The sequence below is a fragment of the Stakelama sediminis genome (assembly GCF_014199335.1).
Taxonomy (GTDB): Bacteria; Pseudomonadota; Alphaproteobacteria; order Sphingomonadales; family Sphingomonadaceae; genus Sphingomonas; species Sphingomonas sediminis.
The window spans coordinates 140,117-164,691 of the sequence record NZ_JACIJI010000005.1 but is presented as its reverse complement, the minus strand read 5'-3'; the positions used below and the strand labels follow the sequence as shown (position 1 = coordinate 164,691).

The 24,575-nt window shown below is 64.7% G+C and carries 20 protein-coding genes; 12 read left to right on the top strand and 8 right to left on the bottom strand.

Features of this window, described 5'->3' with window-relative positions; all coding sequences use genetic code 11:
* Window positions 1-6: 6 nt before the first annotated feature.
* From FHR23_RS13100 to FHR23_RS13090, 3 genes are read right to left on the bottom strand one after another with little or no spacing between them, the layout of a single operon-like run.
* Window positions 7-681 carry a response regulator transcription factor gene (locus tag FHR23_RS13100; protein ID WP_184004803.1) on the bottom strand — a complete coding sequence of 225 codons (675 nt, stop codon included), beginning with the start codon at window positions 679-681 and terminating at the stop codon, window positions 7-9.
* Window positions 678-2,114 carry an ATP-binding protein gene (locus tag FHR23_RS13095; RefSeq protein WP_343043152.1) on the bottom strand — a complete coding sequence of 479 codons (1,437 nt, stop codon included), beginning with the start codon at window positions 2,112-2,114 and terminating at the stop codon, window positions 678-680. Before FHR23_RS13095 ends, FHR23_RS13100 begins: the two co-directional genes overlap by 4 nt.
* The gene (locus tag FHR23_RS13090) at window positions 2,111-4,030 is read right to left on the bottom strand and encodes a potassium transporter Kup (RefSeq protein ID WP_184004797.1); all 1,920 of its coding nucleotides are present in this window, start codon (window positions 4,028-4,030) and stop codon (window positions 2,111-2,113) included. Before FHR23_RS13090 ends, FHR23_RS13095 begins: the two co-directional genes overlap by 4 nt.
* Before the next feature lie 156 nt (window positions 4,031-4,186).
* Here FHR23_RS13090 and FHR23_RS13085 point away from each other — a divergent pair, with 156 nt between their 5' ends.
* Window positions 4,187-5,584 carry an amidase gene (locus FHR23_RS13085; protein ID WP_184004794.1) on the top strand — a complete coding sequence of 466 codons (1,398 nt, stop codon included), beginning with the start codon at window positions 4,187-4,189 and terminating at the stop codon, window positions 5,582-5,584.
* A gap of 7 nt (window positions 5,585-5,591) precedes the next feature.
* Here FHR23_RS13085 and FHR23_RS13080 read toward each other — a convergent pair whose 3' ends face one another.
* Together FHR23_RS13080 and FHR23_RS13075 are read right to left on the bottom strand one after the other, a co-directional pair.
* Window positions 5,592-7,421, bottom strand: a complete 1,830-nt coding sequence (locus FHR23_RS13080; RefSeq protein ID WP_184004791.1) for a DEAD/DEAH box helicase — start codon at window positions 7,419-7,421, stop codon at window positions 5,592-5,594.
* Window positions 7,422-7,472: 51 nt separating this feature from the next.
* The gene (locus tag FHR23_RS13075) at window positions 7,473-8,651 is read right to left on the bottom strand and encodes a BaiN/RdsA family NAD(P)/FAD-dependent oxidoreductase (protein WP_184004788.1); all 1,179 of its coding nucleotides are present in this window, start codon (window positions 8,649-8,651) and stop codon (window positions 7,473-7,475) included.
* Between the two features lie 249 nt (window positions 8,652-8,900).
* Between FHR23_RS13075 and FHR23_RS13070 the strand changes: the two genes are divergently transcribed.
* Both FHR23_RS13070 and FHR23_RS13065 read left to right on the top strand, forming a co-directional pair.
* A complete protein-coding gene (locus FHR23_RS13070; RefSeq protein WP_184004784.1) occupies window positions 8,901-10,424 on the top strand; it encodes an ABC transporter substrate-binding protein in 1,524 nt (507 codons plus the stop codon).
* Between the two features lie 5 nt (window positions 10,425-10,429).
* The gene (locus tag FHR23_RS13065) at window positions 10,430-10,861 is read left to right on the top strand and encodes a DUF4112 domain-containing protein (RefSeq protein WP_425506370.1); all 432 of its coding nucleotides are present in this window, start codon (window positions 10,430-10,432) and stop codon (window positions 10,859-10,861) included.
* Window positions 10,862-11,490: 629 nt separating this feature from the next.
* Here the strand turns inward: FHR23_RS13065 and FHR23_RS13060 are convergent.
* A complete protein-coding gene (locus FHR23_RS13060) occupies window positions 11,491-12,390 on the bottom strand; it encodes a CPBP family intramembrane glutamic endopeptidase (RefSeq protein ID WP_184004782.1) in 900 nt (299 codons plus the stop codon).
* Between the two features lie 185 nt (window positions 12,391-12,575).
* Between FHR23_RS13060 and FHR23_RS13055 the strand changes: the two genes are divergently transcribed.
* The 5 genes from FHR23_RS13055 (at window position 12,576) to FHR23_RS13035 (ending at window position 18,707) form a co-directional block, all read left to right on the top strand.
* The gene (locus FHR23_RS13055; RefSeq protein ID WP_184004780.1) at window positions 12,576-13,040 is read left to right on the top strand and encodes a vgr related protein; all 465 of its coding nucleotides are present in this window, start codon (window positions 12,576-12,578) and stop codon (window positions 13,038-13,040) included.
* Between the two features lie 157 nt (window positions 13,041-13,197).
* Entirely contained in the window at window positions 13,198-13,656 is a 459-nt protein-coding gene (locus FHR23_RS13050; protein WP_184004777.1) for a hypothetical protein, read from the top strand.
* A gap of 220 nt (window positions 13,657-13,876) precedes the next feature.
* A complete protein-coding gene (locus tag FHR23_RS16785; protein WP_184004773.1) occupies window positions 13,877-15,880 on the top strand; it encodes an FUSC family protein in 2,004 nt (667 codons plus the stop codon).
* A gap of 70 nt (window positions 15,881-15,950) precedes the next feature.
* The gene (locus FHR23_RS13040; protein ID WP_184004771.1) at window positions 15,951-17,474 is read left to right on the top strand and encodes a pyridoxal phosphate-dependent decarboxylase family protein; all 1,524 of its coding nucleotides are present in this window, start codon (window positions 15,951-15,953) and stop codon (window positions 17,472-17,474) included.
* 9 nt (window positions 17,475-17,483) lie between these two features.
* On the top strand, window positions 17,484-18,707 hold the full coding sequence (locus FHR23_RS13035) for an ATP-grasp domain-containing protein (RefSeq protein ID WP_184004768.1): 1,224 nt from the start codon (window positions 17,484-17,486) through the stop codon (window positions 18,705-18,707).
* Here the strand turns inward: FHR23_RS13035 and FHR23_RS13030 are convergent.
* On the bottom strand, window positions 18,667-19,395 hold the full coding sequence (locus FHR23_RS13030) for a CPBP family intramembrane glutamic endopeptidase (RefSeq protein WP_184004765.1): 729 nt from the start codon (window positions 19,393-19,395) through the stop codon (window positions 18,667-18,669). The two genes, FHR23_RS13035 and FHR23_RS13030, sit on opposite strands and share 41 nt — an antisense overlap.
* 68 nt (window positions 19,396-19,463) lie before the next feature.
* Here FHR23_RS13030 and FHR23_RS13025 point away from each other — a divergent pair, with 68 nt between their 5' ends.
* The 3 genes from FHR23_RS13025 (at window position 19,464) to FHR23_RS13015 (ending at window position 21,545) form a co-directional block, all read left to right on the top strand.
* Window positions 19,464-20,093, top strand: a complete 630-nt coding sequence (locus FHR23_RS13025; protein ID WP_184004762.1) for a TetR/AcrR family transcriptional regulator — start codon at window positions 19,464-19,466, stop codon at window positions 20,091-20,093.
* A gap of 75 nt (window positions 20,094-20,168) precedes the next feature.
* Window positions 20,169-20,780, top strand: a complete 612-nt coding sequence (locus FHR23_RS13020) for a hypothetical protein (RefSeq protein ID WP_184004760.1) — start codon at window positions 20,169-20,171, stop codon at window positions 20,778-20,780.
* Window positions 20,781-20,927: 147 nt separating this feature from the next.
* Window positions 20,928-21,545: a tetratricopeptide repeat protein gene (locus FHR23_RS13015; protein ID WP_184004756.1), complete on the top strand. Its 618-nt coding sequence runs from the start codon at window positions 20,928-20,930 to the stop codon at window positions 21,543-21,545.
* A gap of 25 nt (window positions 21,546-21,570) precedes the next feature.
* Here the strand turns inward: FHR23_RS13015 and FHR23_RS13010 are convergent, their stop codons facing one another.
* A complete protein-coding gene (locus FHR23_RS13010) occupies window positions 21,571-22,170 on the bottom strand; it encodes a septal ring lytic transglycosylase RlpA family protein (RefSeq protein ID WP_184004754.1) in 600 nt (199 codons plus the stop codon).
* A gap of 148 nt (window positions 22,171-22,318) precedes the next feature.
* On the opposite strand from FHR23_RS13010, the gene FHR23_RS13005 reads away from it, so the two are divergent.
* Complete coding sequence (locus FHR23_RS13005) at window positions 22,319-24,556, top strand: transferrin receptor-like dimerization domain-containing protein (protein ID WP_184004751.1); 2,238 nt, start codon at window positions 22,319-22,321, stop codon at window positions 24,554-24,556.
* Window positions 24,557-24,575: the final 19 nt, after the last annotated feature.

The window sequence follows — 24,575 nt, the reverse complement described above, 5'->3', positions numbered from 1 at the left end:
CCTGCTTCATACCAGACGATAGCCGATTGCAGGTTCATTGCGGATCAGTTGCGGGCGTGTCGGATCCTCCTCCAGCTTCAGGCGCAGCGACCGCACGATAACGCGCAGATATTCGGTGTCGCCGATATGCGCCGGTCCCCAGACGGTTTCCAGAATATGGCGATGGGTAAGAACGCGCCCGCCCGCCGCGACCAGCAGGTGCAGCACGCTGAATTCGCGCGGGGTCAGCATCGCCGCCTCCCCGCGCACCGTCACCTCGCGCCGGTCGGGGTCAAGCGTCAATACACCGTGGCGCAGCACCGGATCGGCAGGCACGGCGGAACCGCTGCGCCGTAACGCCGAACGCAGCCGGGCAAGCAATTCATCGCCGTCAAACGGCTTCGTCACATAATCGTCGGCACCCAGGTCCAACGCGGCAATCTTGTCCGTTGTATCGCTGCGCGCGCTGAGCACCAGAATCGGCAAATCACCAGCCGCACGCAACGCAGCAACGAGTTCCAGCCCGTCGCGGTCGGGAAGCCCCAGATCGACAATCGCCGCATCGGGCGGCCGTCGCTCGATCAGCGTCAGCGCTTCCGCAGCCGTACCCGCCGGGATCGCCTCATGCCCGCCGCGCGACAGGATCGACGCCACCAGCCGCCGGATCGCCAGTTCGTCATCAACCACCAGAACACTGCTCATGCCGCATCATTCCCGTCCAGCATGGGCAGGTCCAGCACGAACCGCGCGCCGCCTTCGCCTGACGGCTCCGCGCTCAGCCTTGCCCCCATTGCATCGGCGAAACCGCGCGCAATCGACAGACCCAGCCCGCTGCCGCCCGTCCGGTCGCTTCCGGCCAGGCGGACGAAGCGTTCGAACATCGCTGTTTCCTCGCCCGGCGGAATACCGTCTCCATCGTCGGCGATCAGCAGGAAAACCCGGCCGCTTCGTTTCGATGCGGTAATCGAAACGTGGCTTGCCGCATGCCGCGCGGCATTGTCGAGCAGGTTGATAAGGATATGGCGCAACAGCACCGGATCGGCACGCACCAGCGGCAGATCCGCCGGGACCGAACGATCAAGCCGGCGTTGAGCCAGTGTCGGTGCCACGGCATCGACGGCATCGGCAACGGCATCGACCATATCGGTTGCCTCCATTCGGGGGGACAGCGCACCGCTTTCGATCCGTGCCGCGCCGATCAGGTCGTCCATCATCCGGTCGAGACGATGCGCCTGTCGCACCAGCGCCCTGAGTTCGGGCCGTGCGTCGTTCGCCGCCAGTTCGGCAAGACCACCGCGTATCACCGTCAGCGGTGTACGAAAATCATGCGCCAGCGACGCCAAAAAGGTACGGCGCAACTCCTCCCGATCTTCCAGCCGCTGCCGCTCAGTCCGTTCGCGATGCAGCGCCGCACGGTCGCGCGCCTGCCCCAGCAGACGGGCAAAGGTGCATAGTTGGGCAATCTGCGCGGGCGCTCGGCTTGCTCCGCCCGGTGGCCGGGCGACCGCCAGCACTGCCTGATCGGAATCACCGCCCAGCGGGAAAAAGCTCCAGTCGGCAGCCGCCATCACCGTGGCCGCATGACCGGTCGGCTCTCCGTGATGCGCAGCCCACACCGCCGCCGAAGCGCTCAGCGAGCCAAGCCGCATCGCATCGCTTTCGACATCGCGGATCAGTTCCACCGCGCCATAACGGGCACTGATCCAGTCCAGCCCGACGCGAACGCCCTCATCCCCTTCCCCTTTGGCAAGGATCGCGGCGAACTGCGCTTCTTCCGCGCTGCTGTCGGCATGGGCCTGCGCCTCGCGCTCGCGCGCCTTCAGCGCATAAGCCAGCCGGGTGGTGACCAGCGCAACCGCGAACAGCACGATGACGCTGACAAAGTTGTCGAACCCATGGATGCGCAGCGTATAGCGTGGCGGCAGCAGGAAGAAATTATAGCTCAGCGCGCTGATGGCTGCGGTGCACAATCCCGCGCCGCGTACCCCCCGCACCGACGCCGGCAGGACGGGAAGCAGAAACAGCAGCGCCGACGACGCCGTGCCGATCGCCGGATGCCAGACGATGGTGATGGCGGTAATGATGGCGACGGCAACGATGCCGGCCAGATAGTCGCGCCATTCCCCGTAGATCACAATTCGACCTGAGAGCCGAGTTCGACGACGCGGTTGGCCGGAATGTTGAACCATACCACCGGGTCGGCGGAATTGCGGTGCAGAAAGGCATAGAGCATCGTCATCCACCCCGGCAGAACCGGTCGCGACGCACGCCGGATGGCGTTGCGCCCGACAAAGAAGGACGTGCCGCCACGCTGCGCCAGCAATCCTTCTTCACGGCCGAGATCGCTCGGTACGTCGATTACGTCCATATAGCCATAATGCAGCGTCGCGCGCACGAAATGTTCATCGATCCGCTGCACCTCCAGACGCTTGCCCGGCACAATATGCGGGGCCTCCGCCGTCCTGACCGCCAGGATCAGGTTGGTGCGGTGCAATGCCTTATTGTGCTTCAGATTGTGCAGCAGCGCCGACGGGGCATAGGCTGTATCGGAAGTCAGAAATACGGCGACCCCGTCGACCAGCACCGGCGGATGCCGCGACAGCGCTTTCGCCACCTCCTCCATCGCCACGCCGTTTTCGCCAGACCGCCGCAACGCCGTGCGCCGCCCGCGCATCCAGGTGAAGATGATGAGGGCCATTGCGCTCGCCACCATCAGCGGCACCCACCCGCCTTCGGCTACGCGCAGGATATTGGCGCCGAAAAAGATCAGGTCGATGATCAGAAAAGGTGCAATGAACAGGACCGCCAGCTCGATCGTCCAGCCCCAGGCCCGCCACACGATGATGAAGGCCAGACAGGTGGTGACCACCATCGTTCCCGTCACCGCGATGCCATAGGCGGCGGCCATCGCCGAACTGCTGCGGAAGGTGCCGACCAGAATCAGCACGCCTAGCAGCAACAGCCAGTTGACCAGCGGGATATAGATCTGCCCGATCTGCGCTGCCGATGTCTGGCGAATGGTCAGCCGCGGCAACAGGCCCAGCGCAATCGCCTGTTGCGTCAGTGAATAGGCACCGGTGATGACCGCCTGACTGGCAATGATCGTCGCCAGCGTGGCAAGAATGACCAGCGGCGCGCGCAGGCTGTCGGGTGCCATCAGGAAAAACCAGTCGGCATTGGCAAAGGGCTGTCCCGCCGCCTCCGCCGCCCGCTGTCCGGATAATGCCAGCGCACCTTGTCCCAGATAGTTCAAGCTTAGTGCGGGCCAGACGAAGCTCAGCCAGCCGATCTGAATCGGTAAGCGCCCGAAATGGCCCATATCGGCGATCAGCGCTTCTGCGCCGGTAACCGTCAGAAACACCGCACCTAGCACGAACAGTCCGGCAACCCCGTGGCCAGCGAGAAAGTCGACGGCATAAAGCGGGTTGAACGCCAGCAGCACCTTTGGCGCATCCATAATGTGCCACACACCCAGCCCGGCCAGGGTCACGAACCAGACCGCGCAGACCGGCCCGAACAGGCTGGCCACGCTGGCGGTGCCGCGCGACTGGATCGCGAACAACCCGATCAGGATCGCCGCAGTCAGCATCAGCACCACCGGCGACGTCATCACCTGCTGAAACCCCGGCACGGTGCGCAGTCCTTCCACCGCCGACAGCACCGACAAAGCGGGCGTGATGATCGCATCGCCAAAGAACAGCGCCGCGCCCATCGCCCCCAGCACTACCACGATCGGCCATTTTCCCTGTGTCGCGCGGCGGGCAAGCGCCATCAGCGACAGCACCCCGCCTTCGCCGTTATTGTCGGCGCGCGACAGGAACAGCACATATTTCACCGTCACCACGATGATCAGCGCCCATAGCGCCAGCGACAGCACGCCCAGAATCTCGCCGCGCGTAATCCCGTCATCGGCGCACTGGGCCAATGCTTCGCGGAAAGCATAAAGCGGGCTGGTGCCGATATCGCCATATACGACGCCGATGGCGCCCAGTGTCAGCAATGCCAGACGCTTGCGGTTTCCGGCGGCAGGTTCGTGCGTGGTCGTATCCATGGTGCGCCATATGCGGTCACGCCCCGTAAAACGGCGCGGGGAAATTACGGGCACGGGCATAAGAAAACCGTAAAATTTTCCCACCGGCCCGCGCGCTATTGCCGCCGGACAGCATCTGCGCCACCATCGGTGCAAACAAGATACAAGGAGAGGGACATGGCCGCTGACGAAATGGCCGACTGGGATGCCGTTGCGACGGCGCAGGCACTCCGGTCGGGCGAGGTCTCCGCGCTGGAAGTCACCGACGCGGCCATCGCACGCGCCGAGGCGATCAATCCGCAACTCAACTTCCTGGTCGCCGACGATTTCGAACGCGCCCGTGATCGCGCGCGCGAACCGCTGGGCGACGGCGTGTTTGCGGGCGTGCCTTTCCTGATCAAGGATCTCGACGATTATATCGGCATGGCCACGCGCAAAGGCTCACGCGCGACCGCCGGCATGGCCCCGGCGACGCGGCAATCGCCCTTCGTTTCGGGCATGCTGGCGACCGGCCTCAACCCCATCGGCAAGAGTGCGACGCCCGAACACGGTTTCCTGCCGACCACCGAGCCGCTCGCCTTCGGCCCGACGCGCAATCCGTGGGGGCCGGACCATTCCTCCGGCGGCTCATCGGGCGGCGCGGCGAGTGCGACCGCCGCGCATGTCGTGCCCTTCGCCCATGCCAGCGACGGCGGCGGGTCGATCCGCATCCCGGCGTCATGCTGCGGCCTGTTCGGACTGAAGACCTCGCGCGGGCGCACGCTGGCGACCGATCCGGGGCATTTCCCGCTCCCGCTCAGCGTCCATCTGTGCGTATCGCGCAGCGTGCGGGACAGCGCCACGCTGCTTTCCGCGCTGGAAGCGCAGGACAACGGCCTGCCCCCGCTCGGCAGGATCGACGGACCGGCGAAAAAGCGGCTGCGCATCGGCATGCTGCTCGACAGCCCCTCCGGCGCGCCCGATGCTGAGGTGGCCGACGCCGTGCAGGGCATGGCCGGGCTGCTCGAACAGCTCGGCCACCATGTCGAGCCGACCGCGTGGCCGCAGCCGATTGCGGCGATGGGCGATCCCTTCCTGCTCGCCTGGTCCACCGGCGCGGCGAACATCGTCGCGGAAACGGCCGGGCGCATCGGCCATGCGCCGGGCCTTGAAGAGATGGAGCTGTTCAGCCTGGCGATGGCATCCATCGTCGCGAGCGCCCCTGACGGCGCGGTGGATCAGGCGGTCGCCTATCTCAACGGGCTGCATGTGCCGTACAGCGAATGGCTGTCGCGCTATGACATGATCCTGTCGCCGGTCCTGTCGCTGCCGCCGCCCGAAATCGGCTGGCTGGCCCCCGACCTGCCGGTCGAGACGATGGCCGAGCGCCTGCCGCGTTATGTCGGCTATACCACGCCCTATAATGTCGTCGGCGCGCCCGCGATGAGCATCCCCGGCGCGTTCAGCGCCGACGGCCTGCCCATCGGCGTACAGTTCGGCGCGGCCATCGGTGCCGAAGCCGACCTGCTCGCACTGGCCTATGAACTGGAAGAGGCGCGGCCATGGTCAGAGAAACGGCCGGGAGTGTGCGGGTAAGGTAGCCTCATTCCCCCTTCCGCTTGAAGGGTTTCTTCTTGCCCTTTGGCGGTCCCGCGCGGGTGCGGTCGGGTTTCTTGCCGCCTTTGCCCTCACCCTTGCCCGCGGGCTTGCCGCCCTCTCCCTTCGGGCTTCCGCCCTTGCGGTGGAGTTTGGCACGATGGGGTGGTGCGTCGCCCCGGCGCGACGGCTGGGCACCCCGGCGATGTGCCGGTCCGCTGTCGCGCGGGGCCTCATCGGACGGTTCGATGCGGATGTCCTCGCCATCCTCATCGCTGCCCGCGGTGCGTTCCAGTGCGGCGGCGAATTTGCCGGCGATGGCACGGGGCACCTGAAAATAGCTTTCCGCCGGGCCGATGCGGATCGCGCCGATTTCGTTGCGGGTGATGTGCCCGCGACGGCACAGCAGCGGCAGGATCCAGCGCGGATCGGCATTCTGACGCCGCCCGATATTCAGACGGAACCACACCACATCCTCAAATCCCGGACGGTGGCGCTGCTGCTGCGCCTCACGCCGCGCCTCCGGCGTGTTTTCGATCAGATCTTCAGGTTCGGGCAGCGCCGCGCGATGCGCGTGCACCAGCATCGCGGCAATATCCTGCGGCGTGCGTTCGGCGAGCAGGCGTTCGCCCAGTTCCCGATCCGCATCCTCCAGCTCTACCGGCGCCATCAGCCGTGCGAGCAGCCGCTCATGGTCCTGCTTGCGAATGGCGTCCGGCCCCGGCGCGTCGATCCAGGCAGCGTCGATCTTTGCCCGGCGCAGCATCGCATCGACCCGCTTGCGGCGCGGATAGGGCACGATCAGCGCCGCCGTGCCCTTCTTGCCCGCGCGCCCCGTGCGCCCCGAACGGTGTTGCAGCGTTTCGGCATCACGCGGAATTTCGACATGGATGACGAGGCTGAGCGTCGGCAGGTCGATACCGCGCGCGGCGACATCGGTGGCGACGCAGACGCGCGCGCGCCGGTCGCGCAGCGCCTGCAGCGCCTGATTACGCTCCGACTGCGAATGCTCCCCCGACAGCGCCACCGCAGCAAACCCGCGCTCCAGCAAAGTGGCGTGCAGGCGGCGGACATTGTCGCGCGTGGCGCAGAACAGGATCGCCGTTTCCGCCTCATGAAAGCGCAGCAGGTTGACCACCGCATTCTCCACGTCGGAGGGCGAGACGGTCACCGCCTGATAGGTAATATCGCCATGGCCGCGATCGTCACCCACCGTCGAAATGCGCAGCGCGTCACGCTGATAGCGTTTCGCCAGCGCCTCGATCGGGCGCGGCATGGTAGCGGAGAACAGCAGCGTGCGCCGCTCCTGCGGCGTGGCGTCGAGAATCTCTTCCAGATCCTCGCGAAAGCCCATGTCGAGCATCTCGTCGGCTTCATCGAGGACGATCCCCGCCAGCGCCGACAGGTCGAGCGCGCCGCGTTCGAGGTGATCGCGCAGCCGCCCCGGCGTGCCGACGACGATGGCGGCCCCGTTGCGCAGCACCCGGCGTTCGTGCGAGGCGTTCATGCCGCCGACACAGGTGGCGATGCGCGCACCCGCCTTGCCATAAAGCCAGATCAGTTCGCGGCTGACCTGCAACGCCAGTTCGCGCGTCGGCGCAATCACCAGCGCGCGCGGCGTGGCGTTTTCCTCCACCGCACCGCTGTCGCCGAGCAACTCATTCGCCAGCGCCAGGCCGAAGGCGACGGTCTTGCCCGACCCCGTCTGCGCGGAAACGATCAGGTCGCGGCCCGCGGCGTCGGGATTTAGGACGGCGGCCTGTACCGGGGTCGGCTCGGCATAGCCACGTTCGGCAAGCGCCTCTGCCAGAACGGGCGGAAGGGTGGAAAAGCTCATGAAACTCGCAATCATCACGTCCGGGCAACCGCGCCCGAAACCAGGGGGAAATCAGATCGATCGGGCGGCAGCCCAGCCGCTGGCCCAGGCCCATTGGAAATTATATCCGCCCAGCCAGCCCGTCACATCGATCGCTTCGCCGATCCCATACAGCCCCGGAACGCGTTTGGCTTCCATTGTTTTCGAAGAAAGTTCCGCGGTGCTGATTCCGCCCGCCGTCACCTCCGCCTTGGCGAAGCCCTCCGTACCGTTGGGGATGAAGCGCCAGCCGGAAAGCTGCGCCGCCGCCGCGTTCAGCCGCGCATCGGGCAGATTGGCAAGCTCGCCCTCCAGCGCCAGCCGCTCGGCCAGCGTCACGGCGAGCCGGTCGGGCAGCGCATCCTTCAGCAGCGAACGCATCGTCGCACGCGGGGTACTGCGCTTTGCATCCACCAGCCAGCCGGGCGCGCGGTCGGGCAGGAAATCCACCGCCACCGCCTCGCCATGCCGCCAATAGGAAGAGATTTGCAGGATCGCGGGACCCGACAGCCCGCGATGGGTGAACAGCCCGGCCTCCCGAAACGCCGTCTTGCCGGTGCGCGCGACAATCTCGGTGGCAACGCCCGAAAGCTCGCGGAACAGCACATCCTCACCGCCCAGCGTCAGCGGCACCAGCGCCGGGCGCGGCTCCACCACCTTCAACCCGAATTGCCGCGCCAGATCATAGGCAAAGCCGGTCGCGCCCATTTTGGGGATCGACGGTCCCCCGGTGGCGATGACCAGCGCGGGCGCTTCAAAACTGCCGTCCTGCGTCGTGACGCGAAAGCGGCCATCGGCATGATCGACGCCCGCAATCTGCTGATCGCAGCGGATCGTCCCGCCGGTCTGCACTACCCCATCGACCAGCATATCGACAATCTGCCGCGCCGATCCGTCGCAAAAGAGCTGCCCCAGCGTCTTTTCGTGCCAGGCGATGCCGCGATCCTCCACCAGCGCCAGAAAGTCCTGCGGCGTATAGCGGCTCAGCGCCGACTTGGCGAAATGCGGGTTGGCGGAAATATAGCGGTCGGGCGCGGTATCAATGTTGGTGAAATTGCACCGCCCGCCCCCCGAAATCAGGATTTTCTTCCCCGGCCGCCCGGCGCGTTCGAGCAACAGCACGCGCCGCCCGCGCAGCCCCGCCTGTGCCGCGCACATCAGCCCGGCGGCGCCCGCACCCAGAATGATGGCATCGGCTTCCGTGCCGGTCATCGCAACACCGTCGCTGTTTCAGCGCATCCCCGATGCCACACAGTCTGTTCCATGGGCGGCCCATAGAACGGTCGGCGCACAATGTCTCTAGGGTCATGACCCTAGCCGCTCCATCCGATCATCCCGCGCACAGGCGCGGCGCGTTTGCAACACCCGGCCCGCAACGTGCCGCCACTCCCAAAAGGAGGGCTTGGCAGTCGCGGTCGCGCATCATAGACGGCATCGGATCCTGTGATCCGGGGAAACCCCATGAAGCGTATCGCCACTGCCCTGCTGATCGCCGCCACGCTGGCCCTGTCCGGCTGCGGCAGCGCGAGCGACGAGCGGCAGGTGGTGGTCAGCGCCATCGGCGGCCCGGCGACACCGGCCGATCCGAACAAGGGGCGCATGGATTTTCCCTCGCGCGTGCTGATGGGTGCTACCGCACAGGGGCTGGTGCGGTTCGACGGCAACGGGCAGGTCGAACCGGCGCTGGCCGAACGCTGGATCGTGATCGACGACGGCACCAGCTATATCTTCCGCCTGGATAATGACGCGGCATGGCCCGGCGGCAAACCCGTCGATGCGGAAGCGGTTGCACGGACGCTCAGCCGTGCCGCCGCACCCGGTTCCAAAAACCCGATGGCGCCATTCCTCCATGCCGTCGATCAGGTGGTGGCGATGACGCCGCAGGTGCTCGAAGTCGAATTGTCGCAACCGCGTCCCGGCCTGCTGCAACTGCTGGCCCAGCCCGAAATGGCGGCGTTCCGTCCCGGCGGCCTGAACGGTACGGGTCCTTTCCGTATCGTCGATAACAGCAAGGGGCCGGGCGTGCTGCTGCGCCCCGTCAGCCCGGCGGACAGTGCGGATGAGGACGGCACCGACGACAGTGTGAACGCCGCCCCGCCCGACAAGCGGCAGGATGTCCGCCTGATCGGCGAGCGCGCGTCGCTGGCGATTGCGCGTTTTGCCGACGGCACCAGCGATCTGGTGCTGGGCGGCACCTTCCGTGACTGGCCGACGCTGGAGCTGAGCGGGGTCGCGAAAAACAGCATCAAGACCGATCCCGCACAGGGGCTGTTCGGCCTCGCCGTGGTCAATCGCACCGGCTTTCTGGCGGATGCGAAGAACCGCGCGGCGATTGCCATGGCGCTCGACCGCGACGCCATTCTCGGCGCATTCACCAGCACCTGGCATGCGCGCACGACGATCCTGCCCGATCAGCTCGATTCCGCCGCCGGCCCCGCCACGCCCGACTGGCAGGGCCTGTCCGCCGACGATCGCCTGACCACCGCGCGACGGCGGGTGGCGGCATGGAAACATGCGCTGGGCGACAAGGCGCGCAACGGCAGCGCCGATACCCTGCCCGGCGTGATGCCGATCCGGGTGGCGCTGCCCGACGATCCGGGCGGCAACCTGCTCTGGGCGCGGATCGGCCCGGCCATCCATGCACTCGGCCTGCCGGTAATGCGGGTGAAGGAGCGCGCGCAGGCCGATCTGCGGCTGATCGACCGGGTGGCCCCGTTCGACAGCGCGCGCTGGTATCTGCGCACCGCCTGCGTCCAGTGCAGTGCGGATAGCGAGACGCTGCTCGACGCCGCGCGCGACGCGCCCAATGCCGATGCGCGCGCGCAACGCCTTGCCGAAGCCGATGCCGCACTGACCGCCGATGCCGCCTTCATCCCCATCGCAAGCCCGCTGCGCTGGTCGCTGGTCGCCAACCGGCTCGACCAGTGGCAGGCCAATGCCCGCGCCTGGCATCCATTGAATCAGCTGCGCACCCTCCCCAATTAGGGGATATGGCAAGACCGATCCGAATGGCGCCCGGTTCCGCCGAAAAAATGGGCCGCACCAATCCCTTCGGCACCGACGCACAGTCTGTGCGCGCACGCGTCGAGGCACTGGAATTTCTTCTCGAACGTTCGATCCCGTTGCCGGGGCTGAAACGCCGCATCGGGCTGGACGTGGTGCTCGACATCCTGCCGTTCGGCGGCACGACGATCGGCGCGATCCTCGGCGGTTATCTGGTCTGGGAAGCGCGCAATCTGGGCATGTCGAAGCTGCAGATGACGCGAATGGGCGGCAATGTCGCGCTTGACTGGGCGTTCGGCATGATCCCCTGGGTCGGCGCCATCCCCGACTTCTTCTTCCGCTCCAACAGCCGCAATGTGAAGATCATCAGGAAACATCTCGACAAACACCACCCGGCCAGCGTGACGATCGAGGGATAATAGCGGGCGCGGCATTGCAAAACGGCCCGCACACGGGCAGCGGCCTCGATGCCGACCGCTCCGAAGGCCAGAAGACCGCGACGACTGACGTTCAAAACGAATCTTCACGATGCCATTGGTCTGAATATTTCAAATAAGCATAAACCGGGCTTCGCCGGGTTGGCCGAGATAGCCGGCGTCGGACAACATAATCAGATTTGTGCGATAGTAAGCTGAATGCAGTATATTATATGCAAATTCAATAAATACACTACAGTAAATAAGCTATAATACTGGGTAAATAAATTATTATTATGCCTATAGAAGCGAATAAATTTAACGAAATAATGCTCCAGAAAAATATGGGATTTTCAACTCTATAAATTTCTATAAAAACATTAGTTATATGTCCTGCACGTACGCTTTTAATAGAATAAATTAGAACAAAAAACCCGCACATCAGAACAAATATATTATAATATTTATCATGATTCATATTTAAGTGCCATACTGTAAATATTGCTGCGCGCATGTTGTTCTACACGAACAACATAAAGTCCGCTTTCTTTGCCGCAAGGACGGTTGCATACACACAAAACAGGGCCAAGCCCATCATGGGCATGACAGAGCTTGTCCACGCGATCCAGCCGTCACCCCTTCCCCATCCGCCCCAGATCATAGGCGCGTTTGAGGACGGCGACGCCGACCACCGTGCCGACCAGCAACCCGGCGAGCGAGGCTTCGGGACCGAACGCACCGCCCGACAGCCATGCCGCGGCGCCCGCCACCGGCTGCGTCGTCAGCGGGCCGCCCGCAAAGCCCGCGGTGCCCGATACGGCCGCGCCGAAAATCCAGCCTTGCGTGAAATTCCACCCGGCATGAACGCCCATCGACACCCAGATCCGCCCGGTCAGGATGTAGAAGGAGGCAAGCATGATACCGGCCTCCACCGCGATGCAGACGGCGGCGAACCAGTTCGAATTGGGGTTGGACAGGTGCGCCGCGCCGAAAAACGCCGCCGAGATCGCCAGCGCCCAGCCGGGGCCGAACGCGCGCCACACCAGCCGCAGGATGACGAGGCGGAACAGCACCTCTTCCATCACCCCCGATTGCACCGTGTCGTCCAGCGCGGTCAGGATATGGGTAATGGGCTGCGCGCTGATCGTCACCCAGCCGCCCAGCCATAACAGGCCGACCGCCGCCGCCTGCATCGCTGCGCCGATCAGCAGCCCCAGCGGCAGTTCGGCGGGCAGAAATCGCAGCTTCAGTTCATCCGGCTCGCGCTTTTCTCCCCAGCGCACCAGCGCTGCATAGAGCGACGTCGCCACCAGCGCGGCAAGGATCGTGGCGAGCAGGATGATACTGGGGTCGAGCAGTTTCAGCGGTATGCCCGCGCGGCTGGCCGCTATGCCCATAAAGCCGCCGCCGATCAGTCCGAAGCTGAAAATGACCAGCGCGCCGACCAGCACCATCCAGCCCAGCGCACGCAGCCAGCGCAGCTTTCCGGGGCCCAGCACCCGCGCATCCCCCAATGTCACCAGTCTTGCCATGCGATCCCCCGACAATTGTTGCCGCCGTCATACGCAGCTTCGAACGGTCACGCTACTGCGACTGCTATCGTCATTGCGATCCCGATCAATCCGGACTGCCGCGTCGCTACGCTCCTCGCAGTGACGATCCGGTTGATGGTCAGGCCCCTTTCCCGCGCCGCTATCCGGTGCCACAATCCCCCGCCATGTCCCGCCGTCCCCTTACCGCCGGAGAAATCGCGCTTGCACGCAGCGTGTTCGGCGCGGCCATCGACTATGACCGGGCGGAAATCGCGCAACAGAAATGGGCGTTCTTTCAGCCGCGCCATGTCGTCATGGCGCCGATGGGGTGCATCCATTTCCATCCCGGCGGCGACCTGTATCGCGACGACTTCGCCGCCGAGCCGCCGGACCTGCAAGGGCTGTTCGTCCACGAAATGACGCATGTCTGGCAGACACAGGTGCGCGGGCGCTGGTATCTGCCGCTGATGCGCCATCCCTTTTGCCGCTACGCCTATCGTCATGAACCCGGACGCCCGTTCGACCGCTATGGCATCGAGCAGCAGGCGGAGCTTGTCCGCCATGCGTTTATGGCGCGGCTGGGCCATCCTGTTCCCGGTGCGCCGCCGCTTGCCGCGCTCAACGCGCTGCTGCCTTTCCCTTTGGGGTAACTCCCCATTTCCGTTGACTTCAGCACCCATCTGGCGAGGCTGAAGGCATCCACGCCGCCGGCCAGATGGGGGATCGCAAACCATGCGACGGCACGGATCAGTCGGCACCGACGCGCGGCGTGATGGACGCGCGGTGCCCCTTGTGGAGAGAGATGCCATGACCCATGCCCTGTTGCGGCGTGCGATGCTGTTCGCCGCGCCGATCGCCCTGCTGTCCGCCGCCCCGGCGCTGGCGCAGGATTTCCCCGCCGATCCCGGTCAGTATTGGGACGTCACCGGCATCGAACTCACCGACGGCGGCAGCTATGCCTATATGCAATGGCTCGCCGATGCCTGGAAAAAGGATCAGGAATTCGCCAAATCCAAAGGCTGGATCAGCGGGTACAAGGTGTTGCAGAACACCCATCCGCGCGACGGCGAGCCGGACCTGTATCTCGTCGTGATGTACAAGGACGTGCCCAATGCCGAAGAGTCGCTGGCCCAGCGCAAGGCCTATATCGACTGGTACGCCAAACAGTCGAAAAACATCGAAAAGCTGGAGGCCGAATCCAACGACCGGCTGAAAATGCGCCGCGTGATGGGCACCACCATGTTGCAGGAAATGATCCTGAAATAGACGGGATCGACCCCTTACCCGGCGGGTGATGAACCCCCGCCCGTCGGGACCGGTTCGCGTGCCGTAAAGCGCCCCTTTTGCGCTAGGCCGTAAACCCATAAACGGCCTAAGTAGAAAGGGCGTTGTTGCGTGCGCGGACCGGGCCGCTATGGTCCCGCCTGCGGGGCAGCTTTGGAACAAGCTGCCCGGCACCTTTTGGGTTTCGGGAAGTTTCCGTCGCGTGACAACGCTCCTCACGCTTACCGTCAACGCTCTGCCGAAACCGGCGCGTCGCGCACTGGTGCGTGCCGATCCGGGTATGGTGCGCACCGCACGCGGCACGCGGGCGATGTTCGCCTTCATTCTGACGCTGCTGCTCTGTTTCGCGGTGGCGATCGTCGCGAAACAGCCGATCCTCTCCTTTCTGGTCGGTTTTCCGGTCACCGTCTTTTCCTGTGCCGTGGTCGGCGACGACCAGCTTGCGCTGCGGCTGCGCAAAACGGCGGCGCTGGCGCTTTCGGCGGGCCTGATGTTCACGCTGTCGGCGTTGCTGCATCAGACGCTGCTGAACCATGGCGTTTTCATATTGGTGGTCGGGGTAGCCGCCTATCTGCGGCAATATGGCCGGGAATGGGCACCCGCTGCGCTGGCCGCCAATGTCAGCTATTTCTTCGCCTCCTTCCTGCACCCCGACCCGGCGCAGTTGCACTGGCAATGGGTAAGCGTGGTGATCGGCGCGGCAAGCGCGCTGATCGTGCATCAGCTTGTCGTGCCGCACCGGCCCTGGCGGCGGTTCGCCTGGGCGGCGATGTCGCTGCGGATGCGGCTGGCAAAGATGGCACGGATGATCGCCGCGCTGAATGCCGACAGCGACCGCTCCCCGATCCGGGCGCAACTTCGCCGGGTGATGACGGCGGGCACGGTGGCCGAGGGCGAGCTCGACAATCTGAAAGGCGGCAGGCTGGCGCATCGCCCGCTGGCCGAGGCGCTGTTGCAGGTGCTGGCGCTGGCCGAACGGCTGGCGCTTCAGGCGGAACGCGATCTGGCATCGATCGGCGATATCGACCTGAAACCCGCCATCGCGCAGCTTGGCCAGGCGTTGCTGCATAAAGGGCCGATGCCCGACCATGGGTTGCTGCGGCCGATGGTGGAGGCGCTGAACGACCTGCAGGAAGCGGCGAAGCTGCCGCCCGATCTGGACGCCGCGCAATCCGTCACCCCGCCCCCTGAGGAACCGAAAGAGGTGGTGCTGCGCCCCGGTGTGCAGTCGGCTGCCGCCACCCTGCTTGCGATATTGGGCGGCACGGCGCTGTCGCCGGAACGCTGGTACTGGGCCGTCATCACCGTCTTCGTGATGTTCACCGGCACCTATTCGCGCGGACAGGCGCTGTTCAAATCGCTGCAACGCACTGCGGGGACCTTTGCCGGGATCGTTGCGGCAATGGTGCTGGCTTGGATCTTCAACGGCAATCCAGTTGCCGCGCTGGTGCTGATGCCGGTGGCGATCTTCTGCATCTTCTATGCCTTTACCCAGTCCTATACCTGGATGGCGTTCTTTATCACCGTGGTCGTCGGATTGCTGTTCTCGACGATCGGCGAGTTTACCGATGCGCTGATGCTGTTACGGCTGGAGGAAACGGCGATCGGCGCGCTGGCGGGGATCATCGTCGCCGCGGTCGTCCTGCCGCGCAGCACTGACGCCTATGCGCGCGAACAATATAACAAGCTGCTCGATGCGGTCGAACGCTCGCTGGAGGCGGCCTTTCCCGGCGGCAGATTCAACCGGCTGGTGCTGACCGCGGCGATCCATGATTTTGAGGAAAAGGCGGCGCTGCTGCGCGACGCCATCGCGCCCCTGCGGCTGGTGCCCTGGGGCCGCGCGCCGCAACAGCATGGGCGGCTGCGCCACCAGCTCGACCTGACCAGCTACTGGCTGCATGAAGTCGCGCTGTTCGCCCGGCGCATCGACCGGGAAGGGCTAAATCACCTCTCCCCCGTCGCGCGCCGCGCCGCGCGCGACCTGTCCGCGACGGTCAAAATGCTGCGCGCCGCCGATGCGCACAGCGTCCTGACGCCCAGCGACGAAGCCCTGTCCCGCACCCTGAAGCGCAAGCCGCTGCCGCCGATCTCGGTCGATCCGATGGTGGCGATGGCGCAGGCGTGCGACGGGCTGAAAGGCGCGCTCAACGACGGCGCATGGCTACTGACAGACCGCGGCCAGCAGGCAACGGCATTCCGGTTTTAGGCGAAGGACGAAGGCGACGCAGGAAATTCTTCCTTCGCTTTGGCGCCGGTTCTCCATAGAAGCGCAGCAAATGCCAGACGATCAAGCGGAGACGGCCATCATCGTGGGAGCCAGAGCGGAGTCATCTTCACCAGCGACCGAAGCAGCGGAGCAGGAGAACCGCACAACCCTCGATCCACAGGACTGGTCGGATATCCGGCGGCTGGGACACCGGATGCTCGACACGATGATCGACCATCTCGCGCATCGCGACGAAGCGTCGCTGTGGCGCGCTGCCCCGCCCGACATACGCGCAACGATGCAGGCACCGCTGCCGACCCGGCCTACCGCACCGGACGCGGTGTTCGATCAGTTTCGCGATACGATCCTGCCCTATGACGGCGGCAACACCCATCCCGGCTTCATGGGCTGGGTACAGGGGGCCGGGACGTCGGTCGGGATGCTGGCGGAAATGCTGGCGGGGGGGCTGAACGCCAATCTGGGCGGGCGCGACCATATGCCGATCGCGGTCGAGCAGCAGGTCGCGGCATGGATGCGCGATGTGTTCTCCTATCCCGACACTGCCGGTGGTCAGTTCCTGACCGGCGCGTCGCAGGCGAGTTTCGTCGCCCTGCTGATCGCGCGGGTGCGTGCCTGCGGCGAAGCGGTGCGCCGCGAAGGCAGTACGGCCTTTCCCGGCCTGATCGCCTATACCTCCGAAGAGGTGCATGGCTGCATTCCCCGCGCGCTGGAGATGGCGGGACTGGGCACCGATGCCTTGCGCCGCATCGCCGTGGACAGCGCGGGCCGGATGCGGGCCGATGCGCTGGAGGCACAGATAGCACGCGACCGTGCCGACGGGCTGACGCCGTTTCTTCTGATCGGTACCGCCGGAACCGTCCAATGCGGTGCCATTGACGACCTTTCCGCACTTGCCGACATCGCCGCGCGATATGGCATGCACTTCCACGTCGACGGTGCGCTGGGCGCACTGGGCATGTTTTCCGATATGATCGCGCCGAAGCTGGCGGGCATCGAGCGCAGCGACAGCATCGCCTTCGATTTCCACAAATGGGGGCATGTCCCCTATGATGCGGGCTTCCTGCTGGTCCGCGATCAGGCATGGCAGCACGCCACCTTTGCCGCCGATGCCCGCTATCTGAGCCGCGCCGAAACCGGGCTGGCGGGCGGCGACTGGTGGCCCTGCGACACCGGTCCCGATCTGTCGCGCGGGTTTCGCGCGCTGAAAACCTGGTTCACGCTGAAAACCTACGGCCTGCGCGCACTGGGCGAGGCGATGGCTGCCAACTGCCGACTGGCGCAGATACTGGCCGAACGGGTCGAAGCGCATCGCGATCTGGTGCTGCTGGCACCGGTGCCGCTCAACATCGTATGTTTCGGCTATGCCCCCGACGGCCGGAGCGGCGACGGCGCGGTCAATCGCCGGATCGTCGAACAGCTGCATCATGCCGGACAGGTCGCGCCATCACTGACGATGATCGACGGCAGGCCCGCCATCCGCGCGGCGTTCGTCAACCACCGGTCGACCCTGCGCGACGTCGAGAGGCTGATCGACGGTGTGGTGCGCTTCGGCGCCGCCGAAACCGGCAAGTAAGGAGTATCCATGGCACCCGCCCCCGTCCTTTCCGACCGCACCCGCATCCTGGGCCTGCACCACGTCCTGCCCATGGCCTATCGCGGGGAGGATATGATGCCGCTGCAATCCGAACGCGCCGCCCGCGTCGCGACGGACGCGAGCGATGCGGCCGCACTGATGGACATGGCGATGATCCTGCAAAGCACCGGACAGGCCGACACCGCCCGCGCATTGCTGACCGAAGCGGTCGCGCTGCAAAAGGATTTCTGCGTCGTGCATGGCGACGGGTCGGGGCCGCGCCTGCTGGCTTTCGTCACGCCGGGCGATTTCATGGCGAACACGCCGGTCGATTTCCTGCTCAACGGTTCGGATGCCGTGCTCTGGCTGCATTATGTCGATGCCGATACGCGTGACCTTGCCACCCTGCCCGATCATGACGTCGCGCTGGTCGCGGTCGGCGAAGCGCCGGAACACGGCCCCGTGCTCGACCGGCTGAAGACATTGCTCCCGCAACTCAGCCGTCCCGTCCTCAACAACGCCCCGCAAAAGATCGCCGACCTCAGCCGCGACGGGGTGAGCGCGATGTTCGCTGACGAGCCGTCGATCCTGGCGCCCGCAACCCACCGGATCGACCGCGCGACGCTGGAGGCGGTCTCGGCGGGCCGCACCACGCTGTCCGCCTGTTGCGCCGGACTGGAATTTCCGATCATCGTTCGCCCCGTCGGCACTCATGCGGGCGGCGGGCTGGAGCGCGCGGAAGCACCCGACGCCCTTCCCGCCTATCTGGCGGGACAGACGGCAGCGCACTTCTATGTCGCGCCGTTCATCGACTATCGCGGACCCGACGGCCTGTTCAGCAAGCAGCGGATCGTGGTTATCGACGGCAGGCCCTATCCCGGCCATCTGGCCCTGTCCGACCACTGGATCGTCCATTATCTGAGCGCCGGCATGGCCGAGGATGCCGCCAAGCGCGCGGTGGAGGCAGCGTGGATGGAAAGCTTCGATACCGATTTCGCGCGCCGCCATGCCGATGCGTTCGACGCGCTCAATCGCCGGATCGGCCTCGACTATTTCGGCATCGACTGCGCCGAACTGCCCGACGGGCGGCTGCTGGTGTTCGAAGCCGATATCGCCATGGTCGTGCATGACATGGATGACGCCCGGACCTTTCCCTATAAAAAAGTCGCCATGCGCACGCTGTTCGACGCCTTCATGGACATGGTGCGGGCGAAGGCCGGGACCGCGCAATAACCGGCGACATCGCCCGCAGCTTGCGCGCATAGATATAGCCGGACAGGTTCATCAGGATATGCGCGCCGATCAGCCACCACAGGCTGTGCGTCAGCGCAAAGCCGATGGCGAAGGCCAGCCCGATGGCGCCGGTTCGCACAACCCCCTTCCCCCCCTGATAGGCGTGCGCAAAGCCGAAAGCGGCCGAGGAAATCAGTACCGCGCCCCATATCCCCGCCACCGGCGCCAGCGCCCATAACAGAAATCCGCGATAGAGCAGCTCCTCGGCAATGCTGCCGGTCACGCAGACCCAGGGAAACCACGCAAATTCGCGGTCCGTGTGCGGGATGATGCGCGATGCATCCAGCTGGCGACGCAACAGCTCGGTCTTTTCCGGCGACAGGCTGCGTATGCGCAGCACCTGCACCAGATTGACGGCGAGGAATGCGACGACCGCGAACCCCAATGCCCCGCGCCAGCCGATCGCGCCCAGCCCCAGCGCCGCAAAGGGCCGTCCCAGCCACATCCAGCTCGCGACAAGGACCAGCGATACGATCCCCGCGCGCACGATGATGATCCGATAGCGGCGGAGCCGGTCGCCGGCTCCCGCGCTCCGCCGGACGCGTGCGCCCGTCCATGCCGACCAGACAGGCATGACGACAAGCGCAAAGGCAAGCAGGCAGAGATCGACGGTCTGATAATGCGGCATGATGGTCTCGCTATAATGTGAATGTATGTTTACATTTACATTTTCTCGGCGTCAATTATATCTGCCGCATGCCCGACACGCCCCCGCCCCCCGCCGCACAGCAACAGCGCAGTACCGTGACGCAGGACCTGCTGCTCGATGCAGCCGAAGCGGCGTTGCGGGAGGGCGGGCTGACCGCCTGCACCATTCAGGCGGTGGCGGCGCGCGCGGGCCGCTCGGCGGGCAGCGTCTATCGCCGCTTCGGGGACAAGGACGGAATGATCGCCGCGGTAATCGCGCGCTATCTGGACCGGGTTGTAACGGCGAACGAGGCGAATTTCCCGCTGCTCGCCGAACGCTTCCCGCACCTGTCGGATCGGCTCAAGGCGCTGGTCGACGGCGCCGTCACGGCACAGCGGCGCGACTGGCGGCTGGCACAGGCGCTGCGCGAGGCGGCCGCGCAATCCGACAATCCCGCGCTGACCGCCGCGATGCAGCGCCTCAACACCACGGTACAGGGTCTTGCGCGTCAGACCCTCAACGGCTGCGCAACGGAAATCACCCACCCGGACAAACCCCGCGCCATCGACTTCGCCATCCTGATGCTGGGCGGCGCGATGGAAGCCGTCACCCGCGCCGACCCGCCCATGGACGACGCAGCGATCAAGGCCGAACTATACGACATGCTCCACGGCTATCTGACGCGCCAGGGGGCCTGACGCTATCACGCTCACAATGCGTTTTAATGGCTGAGCGTTACTTGACTCAGCGGCATCGTCGAACGACTGTTTGGCATGTTCACCAATCGCTACGCAGCTCGGAGTATCAAAGCCTTTGAGGCGCAGTTCGAAGAACACGGCAGCGGCTATATCTATCGTAAAGGGTCCAAGGGACCACCGATCCCGGTCAGCGGGCAAGAACGCGATCAGTTTGTCGAAACTTTCAAACGTCATCAGCGCTATGCAATGCTGTCCATCATACCCGCGACCATTTTGCTGATCTTCGCGCTGGTACTCTCCAATACCGATCCAGACAGCACGGCTGGAAATATCGAACTGTTTGGCGGCATTGGGCTAATCCTGGCACTTTATTTCCTGTATTTCTTGCATTGCTGGAATGCGCCCGCACAGGCGTTGGAACGACGCGCGGCAATAGGCCCTGCGCTGAATCGGGAAGAAGTGCGACGAAAAGCGTTCTCCAAGCTGACCTATCGCCAGTTGGCCACCGCATCCGTGATGGGCGTTGCCGGGGTTTTTCATAGCTCTTTTAATGGAGGAAATTTTCATCGACCGGCCATTGGTTGGATACTGATGGGCGGACTGGTGGTTATCTTCGCAGGCATTCAGGCGGTCCGAAAATGGCGGTTCGATGCCGGGCAGAATTCGTCCGGTCCTGATTGCTCATAAAACGCCTCTTCCATGAGAGTCGTCATTGCGAGCGCTGAAAGCGCGCGGCAATCCAGAGCCCTCTTCGTTTTTCGGTCAAACAATGGGGTATGGTCGCGCCGGTATCACGATCATTGTCCGGAACTGAAAAAGCGGTAAATTGTCTGGATGGCAACGCCGAAACTCGGAGAGAATATCGCGCGGGAATGGGACGAAGAGCCCCGCGCCCCTGAATTATGGGACGCGCTTCAACAACTTAAATCCGATCCCATGGCCGGATTAGATGCCATGTTATACTTGGCCGAAGCCGGTTCCCGACTTGCCATGGTGTACCTTGGAGACATCTACCTTAACGCAAAACACGGTGTGCCAAAAGACGTGCAGCGCGCGGAATTATGGCTCAGGCGAGGTGCTGCTGAAGGGTCGATCGAGGCCGGACTCGGTCTGGCGTGGCTGCTGCTGACGTCAGGCAGGACCGATGATGCCCTGACCGAATATCAGCGAATAGCCGATCTGCACCATTCCCCGGCTCTCTTCGCCCTGGGCTGGCAATATTACAAGGGAAAGGATGTCGCGCACGACATTCAAAAAGCGCTGTATTATTTCGAACGCGCAAAAGCCGAAGGACACCTGCACGCCGCAAACTGCATTTGCTGCATTCGGATGCGACCGGGGATAGGGCTCGCCTCATGGTTGCGCGGTATGGCAGGCAAAATCGCCCTGACGCCGCGGCTCATGAGGACCATGTTTCGCTATCCGAACAGCGATACCCTGCGTTCTTACTGAAGTTCCTTCTGTCGCGGCCCGCTTCCTACGGCGCCTGTACCAGCCCCTCGGCAACGCCGGTCGCCAGTTGCGCGCGCAGATTGTCCAGCACGCTGGTCGGGACATAGGGTTGCGGCGATGCTTCCTTGCCGTGCATCAGCCGTTCGCGATCTTTCTTCGACGGATGGACGATCCGCACGCGCACCGGCGCGATGCCGCTGCGCAAAATGCCCAGTTCCTCCGCCGCACCGCGCGACAGGTCGAGGATGCGCCCGCGCGCGAACGGCCCGCGGTCGTTGACGCGCACCAGGATCGTCTTGCCGCTGTCGAGGTTCGTCACGGCGACATAGCTGGGCAGCGGCAGTGTCTTGTGCGCCGCCGTGACCCACTTCGCCTGAAACCGCTCGCCATTGGCGGTCTGATGCCCCGATTCCGCGCCGTACCAGCTTGCATAGCCGAGCACGTCATAGGTCGGATCGGCATGAGGGGTATAGGTAATCCCGCGCACCGTATAGGGCCGCCCGATCTTCACCGGATAGTCGCTGACCGGCTTGTAATGATGCCCCGCACAGGCGGACAGCGTCAGCGCCGTCGCTGCAACGGCGACCCTGCGCGGGATGATGAAACGCGATACCCCCCTGTCCATCTGCTTTCGTTAGGCGGTTCGCATCGCACTGACCAGAGCGGACACACCCCGGCCATCGCCGTCAGCACTCATTCTGTCGCGCGCATTGCGTTTGCCATGGCCGCTGCAACCATGCATGTTCACCGCTTCATCAGGGGGGAGATTCAGCATGATCCGTCGCGTCGCCAGCGCCATTGCCTTGTCCGGGCTGCTCACCACCACCGCGCTCGCCGCGCCCGCCACAACGCAGGCTTCGATCGAGTCGCAGTTCGATGCCGGCGTCAGTTCCGCCGATCAGATGGCGTGGCTGAAACAGATGGCGTCGCAGCCCAATCATGTCGGATCGCCGCATGACAAGGCGAATGCCGAATTCATGCTGGCGAAGTTCAAGGAGTGGGGCTGGGACGCGCATATCGAAACGTTCGACGTCCTCTACCCCACCCCCATCAAGACGCTGGTCGAACTGACCGCGCCCGAAAAGATCGTGCTGGGCGGGCAGGAACCTGCCGTCGCCGCCGATCCGGATACCGCAAATCTCTCCACCGCATTGCCGCCCTATCTCGCCTATCAAGGCGATGGCGACGTCACGGCGGACGTGGTCTATGTCAATTACGGCATGCCCGACGATTACAAGGAACTCGCGCGGCGCGGGATTTCGGTAAAGGGCAAGATCGTCATCGCGCGCTATGGCGGCGGCTGGCGCGGGCTGAAGCCCAAACTGGCGCAGGAACATGGCGCGGTCGGCTGCATCATCTATTCCGATCCGGCGAATGACGGCTATGCCACCGGCGATCCCTATCCGAAGGGCGGCGCGCGTCCGGCCGACGGCATCCAGCGCGGATCGGTGGAGGATATGACCACCTTCCCCGGCGACCCGCTGACACCGGGCGTGGGCGCGACGAAGAATGCCAAGCGGCTGACGCGCGAAACCTCTCCGGTGATCCTGAAAATTCCGGCGCTTCCCATGTCCTATGCCGACGCGAGCAAGATCCTGTCGCGGCTCGGCGGCCCGCTGGCACCTGAATCGATGCGCGGCGACCTGCCCTTTGCCTATCATCTCGGCGGGGACGGCGGGGTGTCACTGCACCTGCTGGTCAAGTCCGACTGGTCGCTCAAGCCCATTTACGATGTGATCGCGATGGTCCGCGGCTCGCAATATCCCGATCGCTGGATCATTCGCGGCAACCATCATGACGGCTGGGTGTTCGGTGCCGCCGACCCGCTGACCGGCAATGTCGCGCTGATGTCGGAGGCCAAGGCGATCGGCGGCCTGCTGAAGACCGGATGGCGCCCCAAACGCACCATCGTCTATACAAGCTGGGATGGCGAGGAACCGGGGCTGCTCGGCTCGACCGAATGGGCCGAAACCCATGCCGACGAGCTGAAGAAAAAGGCCGTCATCTACCTCAACACCGACAATAACGAACGCGGCCTGCTGTTCGGGCAGGGCAGCCACGACTATCAGCAATTGTTCAACGCCGTTGCCGCCGACGTCACCGACCCGGAAACCGGTGTGCCGGTAAAGAAGCGCACCGTCGACATGGTGCTGGCGAGCGCTTTCGACGGCGACGGCGCGCCGCCCGCGATGCTGAAAGCCGCGAAAAAGGGCGATCTCGCCCTGCTCGCCGCCGGATCGGGGTCCGACTATTCCGCCTTCCTGCAACATCTCGGCATCGCCTCGATCAACATGGGGTTCACTGGCGAGGGCGAAGCGGGCGGCTCCTATCACTCCGCCTATGACAGCTATCACCATGTCGTGCATTTCGACGATCCCGGCCTGAAATACGGCGCCGCGCTGTCGAAGGTGGTGGGCCGCATGGTGCTGCGCATCGCCGACGCCCCGACGCCGCCCACCCATTATGGCGATTTCGCCGACACGATCAGCGGCTATGTCGATGACGTGCAGAAACTGGCGGAGAAGCAGCGCAAGCAGGATGGCGAGCGCGACAAACTGCTCGCCGACGGCACGTTCAAGGTGGCCAGCGACCCGTTGCATCCGGTCGGCCCGCCCGAAGCGGAACCGGACACGCCCTATTTCAACTTCGCGCCGCTTGAAAACGCCGCCGCACGCCTCACCAAAAGCGCCAAAGCCTATGATCAGGCCTATGCCGCGAGGGACGCAGGCCTGACCCCGGCAACGCGTACGAAGCTCAACACCATGTTACAGGATATCGACCAGTTGCTGCTCGACGATCGCGGCCTGCCGGGGCGGCCCTGGTACAGGAATCTGGTGACGGCGCCGGGCGTGCTGACCGGCTATGGCGCGAAAACGCTGCCCGGTGTGCGCGAAGCGATCGAGGACCGGCGCTTCGGCGATGTCGATACCTATACGGTGCGCACGGCAAAGGTGCTCGACGCCTATGCCGACCGGCTGGATGCCGCGCGCAGGCTGGTCGAAGATAAATAGAAACCATAATGCCGACCGC